Origin of the sequence: Streptomyces sp. FH025 (assembly GCF_017427025.1) — a bacterium.
In the GTDB taxonomy this organism is placed as follows: domain Bacteria; phylum Actinomycetota; class Actinomycetes; order Streptomycetales; family Streptomycetaceae; genus Kitasatospora.
Genome location: NZ_JAFLNG010000563.1, coordinates 1 through 5,226 on the forward strand (window position 1 = coordinate 1; position 5,226 = coordinate 5,226).

At 74.6% G+C, this 5,226-nt stretch carries 6 protein-coding genes and 1 pseudogene; 3 read left to right on the forward strand and 4 right to left on the reverse strand.

Annotation, left to right across the window (positions count from 1 at the left end):
* Positions 1-17: 17 nt before the first annotated feature.
* A complete protein-coding gene (locus tag J0670_RS29400) occupies positions 18-614 on the reverse strand; it encodes a DUF1349 domain-containing protein (protein WP_207814732.1) in 597 nt (198 codons plus the stop codon).
* A gap of 89 nt (positions 615-703) precedes the next feature.
* Complete coding sequence (locus J0670_RS29405) at positions 704-1,717, reverse strand: zinc-binding dehydrogenase (protein ID WP_207814733.1); 1,014 nt, start codon at positions 1,715-1,717, stop codon at positions 704-706.
* 111 nt (positions 1,718-1,828) lie between these two features.
* Here J0670_RS29405 and J0670_RS29410 point away from each other — a divergent pair, with 111 nt between their 5' ends.
* Positions 1,829-2,488, forward strand: coding sequence for a TetR/AcrR family transcriptional regulator (locus J0670_RS29410; protein WP_207814734.1), 660 nt, complete (start codon positions 1,829-1,831; stop codon positions 2,486-2,488).
* Between the two features lie 97 nt (positions 2,489-2,585).
* Here J0670_RS29410 and J0670_RS29415 read toward each other — a convergent pair whose 3' ends face one another.
* Positions 2,586-3,416 carry a helix-turn-helix transcriptional regulator gene (locus J0670_RS29415; protein ID WP_207814735.1) on the reverse strand — a complete coding sequence of 277 codons (831 nt, stop codon included), beginning with the start codon at positions 3,414-3,416 and terminating at the stop codon, positions 2,586-2,588.
* A gap of 132 nt (positions 3,417-3,548) precedes the next feature.
* Between J0670_RS29415 and J0670_RS29420 the strand changes: the two genes are divergently transcribed.
* Both J0670_RS29420 and J0670_RS29425 read left to right on the forward strand, forming a co-directional pair.
* Positions 3,549-4,373, forward strand: coding sequence for a S26 family signal peptidase (locus tag J0670_RS29420; protein WP_207814736.1), 825 nt, complete (start codon positions 3,549-3,551; stop codon positions 4,371-4,373).
* A 90-nt stretch (positions 4,374-4,463) separates the two neighbouring features.
* Positions 4,464-4,724, forward strand: a pseudogene (locus tag J0670_RS29425) (Rid family hydrolase); the annotation flags it as partial.
* Between the two features lie 68 nt (positions 4,725-4,792).
* Here the strand turns inward: J0670_RS29425 and J0670_RS29430 are convergent.
* The gene (locus J0670_RS29430) at positions 4,793-5,161 is read right to left on the reverse strand and encodes a DUF4180 domain-containing protein (RefSeq protein WP_207814738.1); all 369 of its coding nucleotides are present in this window, start codon (positions 5,159-5,161) and stop codon (positions 4,793-4,795) included.
* Between the last annotated feature and the right edge of the window lie 65 nt (positions 5,162-5,226).

Genomic DNA, 5,226 nt, shown 5'->3' on the forward strand with positions numbered 1-5,226 from the left:
TGGAGTAGGGGGAGCGGTCACTCCGGCAGGTGCAGGGCGGTGTCGGCGGGGCCCTGGGTGAAGCGGGTGAAGCGGACCTGGAGGCCGGCCCGTTCGGGGGAGCAGCAGAAGGGGCCGGCCGTGGCGGTAGCGTCCGGGGCGAGTGGGGCGAGGCGGACCAGGCGCCAGGGGCCGTCCGCACAGCGGGCGCGGATGGTGACGGCGTCTCCGGTGCGGCTGGCGCGGACGGTGACGGGGCGGCCGTGCCAGTCGGGAACGGGGGCGAGGGACCAGTCCGAGACGCCGTGGGTGACCACCGCGCCCAGGTGCGGGACGCCGTCGCTCAGCTCCACTCCGGCCTTGATCCACGTCTCGGGGGCGACCCGGATCAGCAGGCCGGCCTGGTCGTAGAGGGCGGTGAAGTCCGCGACGAAGGTGACCTCGGTGGCGCTACCCGGCGGGAAGCCGGTGAGCAGCGCGTGGCCGTCGTCGCGGACGAAGCCGTAGCTGGTGGTGCGCCAGAAGTCGCTGCGGTCGCGGGCGGTGACCAGGAGGTCGGCGCCGTCGGTCCGGACGTGCTCGGGCGGGTTGAGCCAGCTGGCCTCGTGCCAGGGGATGTCGCGGGGCGGGTTCATGGGGCTGTCCTTTCCATGGTGCGCTGCAAGTTTCTGCAACTTCCTGGAAGGGAATCCAATCATCCGCCCCGCGTTCGGGGAAGGGTCGGTCAGGGCTTGAGCACCAGCCGGATCGGGTTGCCCTCCTTGTGCTCCAGCGCCTCGACCGCCTTCGCGGCCTCGGCCAGCGGGAAGGTGCCGCTCACCGAGCGGGAGAACTCCAGGCGGCCGCCGCGGACCAGGTTGACCAGGTCCTCGACGTCCCGGCCCTCGGAGCCGTAGTGGCCGCGGATCTGCTGGCGCAGGTAGCTGACCAGGGTGCCGTTGGTGATGGTCAGCGGCTTGTCGGTGAGGCCGACCAGGACCAGCCTGCCGTGCTCGCCGAGCGTGGCCATCGCCTGCTCGCGCACCGGGGCGACGCCGGCGAAGTCGAAGGCGACGGAGAGCGGGCGCCCGCCGGTGGCCTCGCGCAGGTGCTCGGCGAACTGCGGGTCGGCCGGGTCGAGGGCGGCGTCGGCGCCGAAGGCCAGGGCGCGCTCGCGGGCGGCCGGCAGTGGGTCGACGGCGACGATCGGGAAGGCGCCGATGGCCCGCAGCAGCTGGACGCCGTGGGCGCCGAGCCCGCCGACGCCCCACACGCCGACGGCCTCGGCCGGGCGGACGGCGCCGGTGGCGGTGATCGCGGCCCAGGGGGTGGAGACCGCGTCGGGGATGAAGCAGGCCTGCTCGAAGGGCAGCGCGTCGGGGATCGGTACCAGGGTGGTGGCGGTGGCGAGCGCGTACTCGGCCCAGCCGCCGTCGTAGTCGACGCCCCGGGTGTACACCCGGCCGCCCCGGGTCTCGCCGGCCTGGAGCAGCACCCGGTCGCCGACGGTGGCGGTGGTCACGCCCTCGCCGAGGGTGTGCACGGTGCCGGCGACCTCGTGGCCGAGGGTGACCTTGTCGCCCTTGAGGAAGAGCGGCTTGAGCATGCCCTCGATCAGGTGGACGTCGGAGAGGCAGACGCCGGCCGCCTCGACCTTGATCAGCACCTCGCCCGGGCCGGGCACCGGGACGGGCACCTCTTCGACGGCGAAAGTGCCGTTGGCGACGTCGAGTCGTCCGGCGAGCATCGTGGCGGTCATCGGGACTTCCCTTCTGCCGGGGGCGGCGCGGCCGGGGAGTGCTCCGCCGAATGTCCGCCGCCCCAAACTTGCTTGTTGTTCAACAAGCAAATTCAACCCTAGCATGGTGCTATGTCTACGCACGATGAAGCGACCGGCCCCGGAGCGCCACCGCAGGGCGCGCCGGCCCGTCGCACCCAGGCCGAGCGGCGCGCCCGGGCCGAGGCCGCGCTGCTCGCCGCCGCCGCCCGGCTGGTGGCCGAGCACGGCAGCACCGGGGTCACCCTCGCCCGGGTCGGGGAGGAGGCGGGCTTCAGTCGCGGCCTGGCCACCCACTACTTCGGCTCCAAGGCGGCGCTGCTGGCCCGGCTCCAGGAGGAGGCGCTGGCCGAGGCGATGGCGGCGGCCGCGCCGGAGCGCAGCGGCGCCGGGGCGGTGGACGAGCTGTGCCGGTTCGCGCGCGGCTGCCTGGAGGGCGTGCGCACCCCGACCGACCTGGGCCGGGCCTTCGTGGTCCTGGGCGCCGAGGCGCTCGCCGGGGCCTCCGAGCTGACCGACGCGGTGGCGGAGCTGGACACCCGCACCCGCGGCTGGGCGGCGGACGTGGTCGGGCAGGGGCTGGCCGAGGGTGAGGTGCGCGCCGGAGTGGACCCTCAGGCCTTCGCGCTGGCCCTGGTCGGCCTGGTCAGGGGGCTGGTGGTGCAGGCGGCCGCCGCGCCGCAGGCCTTCGACGTCGCGGTGGCGATCGCGGAGGCCGAGCGCTGGATCCGGCTCGCGCTCACCGAGGGCTGACGCGCGCTGAGGGCTGGCGCTCACCGAGGGCTGGCGCTTGCTCAGGGCTGGCGCTCACCTCACCCAGGGCTGACGGTGGGTCGGCCGGAGGACGCCGTCAGTCCGTGTCCGGCGCCTCCAGGGTGGCGAGGACGGCCGCCGCCTCCGGCGTGGCCGGGGTGTGGAGGATGACGAACTCGCCCGGCTCTCCGGCCAGCCGGAGGATCTCCCGGCACAGCTCCACCACGCCGACCCGGGTGCGCGCCCGGGTCACGCCGTGGGACAGTTCGATGACCCCGTGGCTCCGCCAGAGGGCGTCGAACTCCTGGCTGTAGCAGCGGAGTTGCTCGATCTGCCGGGTCAGCTCGGGGTCGTGCGGGTGCCGTCCGAGCTCGCAGCGCAGAAAGGCGGCCACCTCGCGGGCCTTGAGCGGCCAGTCCACGTACATCTCGCGCGCCCTGGGGTCGGTGAAGATCATCCAGCCGAGCGTGCGTCGGTCCTCGGGCAGCTCGGCGAAGTCGAGGAAGACCCGGGTGGCCAGGCGGTTCCAGGCGAGGACGGTGCCGCCGTGGCCGACCAGGTACGCGGGCGCGGCGCGCAGTGAGTCGAGGAAGCACTGGACGCTCGGCCGCACCGGGCCCCGCGCGGCGGTGGACCGGGGCGGCGGCGGTGCCGGGCGGGCGAGGGCGTGCAGGTAGCGGTGCTCGGCCGGCGTCAGCCGCAGCGCCGTGGCGACCGCGTCGATCACCGCGTCCGACACCCGGGACGCCTGGCCGCGCTCCAGCCGGACGTACTGGTCGACGCTGACGTGGGCCAGCGCCGCGATCTCCTCCCGGCGCAGGCCCGGCACCCGGCGCTGACCGGCCGGCGGGGGCATGCCTACGTCCTGCGGGCGCAGCCGGGTGCGGCGGGAGACGAGGAAGTCGCGGATCGCGATCCTGGTGTCCACGGGAGCATGGTGGACGACCCCCGTGCCGTTCGACAGGGGTCAACCGGCCAAACTTCCCTCACAGTCTGAGCACACAGCGCCCGTGGATGACAGGGCAAGCTTTGCCCTCCCTTGGTCGGTGTGCGGATCGGCATGCTCGGATCTCGCCCGCAGGGTCGGCATTCCGCCCGCAAGCCGCGAGAAGGGACAAGGACCACGGACGAGATCACGCAGCTGCGCCGCGACCTCGACACGTCCGGCAGCGCCCGGCTGCGCACCGCCGACCGGGGCATGCTGCCCGCGATCGCGCCCGGCGCCGTCGTCGACGTACGGCCCCGGCCCTTCTGCGAGGTGCGGCCCGGGGACGTGGTGGTCGCCGGGCTGGCCCGGCGGGCCGTCGCCCACCGGGTTGTCGAGCGAAGCGGGGCCGGACTGCTCACCCTGGGGGACAACCTCCCGCTGGTCGACCCGGTGGTCCGGCCCGGCGACTACCTCGGGGTGGTCGCCGAGCACCACCGGCCCGTCCCGCCGCCGCGTCGGCCCGACCTCGCCGCGCTCGCCACCGTCCCGGACCTCGGCGTCGGCCGGACCAGGATGTGGTTCCCCGGCCCGCCGCCCGCGTACGCCTGGTGGAACCCGGCCGCCCGGCCGGGCGCGACACCGGGCCGGTCCCACGGCATCAAACGCCTGGTGATCAGCGTCTCGCCGCACGGCGCGCTCCCGGCCGCCGCGCTGGACGAGCTGTTCAGGGCCGCCGGGCGGCGCGACATCGACGTCCTGCTCGGCTGCGCCTTCACCGGGCCGGCGGCGGACCGGCCGGCCGCGGTCGGGTGGCGGCCGCCGCTGCGGCCGGGGACGGCGGACTTCCACGTCGGCTTCGGCACGCCGCTGGACCCGCCGCCGCTGATCGAGACGGTCGCCTTCGTTCGCTCCCGGATCCGGGCGGTGCGCGGCCTCCCGGAGGCGTGCGGTGGGTGAGCCGGCAGGGGGTGTGCCGGGCGGTCGGTCGCCGTCGTCGCCGGTGCGGCTGACGGTCGCGAGCAGGTGGGCGACCAGCGGATTCGAGTCGTCTCCGATGACGTGGTGGAGCAGGCCGAGCAGTGCCTGCGCAACATCGGGGCCGCGCCGGCGGAGGCGGGGTGCGGCTTCGGCGACGTGGTGCGGGTTCGCTACCTGCTGCCCGAGCGCGCGGACGTCGAGCCCTGCTGGCCGGTGCTGCGTCGCTGCTTCGGTGACGTCCGGCCGGCCGCCACGATGCTGGTGTGCGGGCTCGCCGACCCCCGGATGAAGATCGAGATCGAGGTGTACGCCCGGCGGGCCGCCCCCTGACGGCCCGCCGCAACGACTGCGCCGCGCCGACCGTGGGGTCGGCGCGGCGCAGGGCGCGATGCTCGGGGTCAGGCCTGAGCGGCCAGTCGGGTGGTGAGGGCGTCGACGTCCGGGAGGAACCAGATGTGGCCGGACGAGTTCGACTCGTGGACGAGCGAGCGCAGGGCCGAACTCGCCTCCAGGTGGCGGGAGATGTCGCCGATGACGGCCAGCCGGACGTGGTAGTTGACGAACTTCTGCATGACCTCGCCCGCGAAGCCGGTGCTCAGCACGAAGAAGCGGTCGTCCAGGCGGTCGGCGGGCACGGCGACGACCTCGGCGCCGAGGTAGGTCGCGCCGATGAGATCGAGTGCGTCCTGCACGGTGGTGATCGCGGGCCCGGCGGAGTCGCACACGAGCACCTTCACCCCGCCCAGTTCCTGCACGTCGTCTGCCATGGCGCTCTCCTGCCGTCGGGTGTGATCACTCGGATCGTGATCAACTGTCCACCGGGGCCTGAATC

Bases quoted from the DNA above. Each gene is read 5' to 3' on its own strand.
- J0670_RS29400 (WP_207814732.1), bottom strand. From the start codon at position 614: ATGAACCCGCCCCGCGACATCCCCTGGCACGAGGCCAGCTGGCTCAAC.
- J0670_RS29405 (WP_207814733.1), bottom strand. From the start codon at position 1,717: ATGACCGCCACGATGCTCGCCGGACGACTCGACGTCGCCAACGGCACT.
- J0670_RS29430 (WP_207814738.1), bottom strand. From the start codon at position 5,161: ATGGCAGACGACGTGCAGGAACTGGGCGGGGTGAAGGTGCTCGTGTGC.
- J0670_RS29410 (WP_207814734.1), top strand. From the start codon at position 1,829: ATGTCTACGCACGATGAAGCGACCGGCCCCGGAGCGCCACCGCAGGGC.
- J0670_RS29420 (WP_207814736.1), top strand. From the start codon at position 3,549: ATGCTCGGATCTCGCCCGCAGGGTCGGCATTCCGCCCGCAAGCCGCGA.